This window comes from Caballeronia sp. LZ003, assembly GCF_031451465.1.
In the GTDB taxonomy this organism is placed as follows: domain Bacteria; phylum Pseudomonadota; class Gammaproteobacteria; order Burkholderiales; family Burkholderiaceae; genus Caballeronia.
On record NZ_JARUXJ010000039.1, the window covers coordinates 1 to 1,630 of the forward strand.

1 protein-coding gene is annotated in these 1,630 nt (G+C 58.7%); it reads right to left on the reverse strand.

Features of this window, described 5'->3' with window-relative positions; all coding sequences use genetic code 11:
• On the reverse strand, nt 1–1,630 hold a 1,630-nt coding region (locus QCE79_RS32705; protein WP_309851544.1), incomplete at both ends, for a TonB-dependent receptor plug domain-containing protein.

Sequence of the window (1,630 nt, forward strand, 5' to 3'; positions counted from 1 at the left end):
AAAAATCGATCCGCGCGCATGCCGAGCTGGAGTTTGATTTGAGGCGTCAGTTCGACCAGATCTTGCACATAGGCGCCGTAATCCTTGCCCTGGCTCTGGTGACCCGGCAACGGATCGCCCGGCGTTAGGCCGGAAACATAGTCGGGGTTGAACAGGTCCAGCGTCATGTTAGACACCTGCGAGCCGCCGTTACCAAGTTTGAGATAGCCGTAGTCTAGGCCGGCGAGCAAGGAATGCTTGAAGCTTCCAGTGTAGAAATCGCCGACCAGCTCGGCCCGGGCAGTGTACTGCCGCGAGAATTCGTTCGCGCCGCTATAGACCGAATAGTCGAGCAAATTGCCCACGGCAGTCGTACTGTCGGGAAATGACTGCGTCGAGAGCTGGCGCGCATAGGCATATTGACCAGAGAGTCGCAACTTCCAATTCGCTGAGAGCGCCTGCTCGAATAGCACGGTTTCGGAAAAGGTGTCGTTCCTGCCGTAGTCGCCTTGAACTCCTGGGTACACTCCGTCATGAAGTCCGTAGTAGCGAGTGCGAGAAAGGTCTTGATAGTTGGGCACAGCTGGAACACCGAAGTCGAAGCCATCGCGGTTCAGATGGTTGTACTCGGTCAGCAGCGTCACCGACGTGCCCCGGTGATTGTCCCAAGTGATCGCCGGCGCCACCGACCATGAGCGATAGGCCGCGTTATCCCGGAAGGTCGAGTTGCTTTCAACCGAGGCGTTCAGCCGAAAGCTCAGTTCGTCGTTCAGCACGCGGTTCACATCCAGGGTCGAGCGCACCAGACCGTAGGTCCCCGCTGTCACATCGACTTCGCCAAAGTTGTCGCGCTCAGGCCGTTTAGAGACGGTGTTGATATAACCACCGACCGCGCCAATGCCGCCATATAACGCGCCCGCCGGACCTTTGAACACTTCGACGCGATCAATGTTCTGTACGTCGCGAAAAGCATAGTAGCCGTAGTTGCGAAAGCCGTCGCGCAAGCCATTGCTCTCGCTGAAGCCGCGAATGTTGAAGAAGGTCGCACCGTTGCCGCCGTAGTTCGCCTCGGCATGCACCCCGCTCACGTTGTCCGCTATCTGATCGATGCGAGTGACACCCCGGTCTTGCAAGACCTCCGACGGCACAACCTGAATGGATGCGGAATAGTCCTTGAGGGGCGTATTTGTTTGTGTTGTGCTGTCCGAATTTTGCGCCTCATAGCTCGAACCGTGCGTGCCGGTGACGACAACAGGCGGCAACGCCTGGCTCGCCGACTCTTGATCATTCGCAACACCGTTAGCACTGTCGTGCGTTTGCGGGTCGGCTGAAGGTGCCGCCGAGTCCGCGGCCCGCGCATTATGCGCAGGAATAAGCCCTGCGCATACCAGTGCAATCGCGACATGTGCCGGTACAGTCTTCATGCGCACCAGCGCGCCGTGCTTGGCTGTGATGTCATTGAGCGCTGCGTACGTCCGCGCGTTTCGAACGCCCGCGAGAGGCGGTTGTTGTGTGATATTCATAATGTCGATCCAGCAGAAAGAATGGTCGAACGTGCGCGGCACCGTCACGGCGTGCGCAGCGGGGAAAGCGTCTTTCAGCTGAAAAGAGGAGGTGCCCGCGACAGCGGCAGGGAATGAGGCGAACGGCG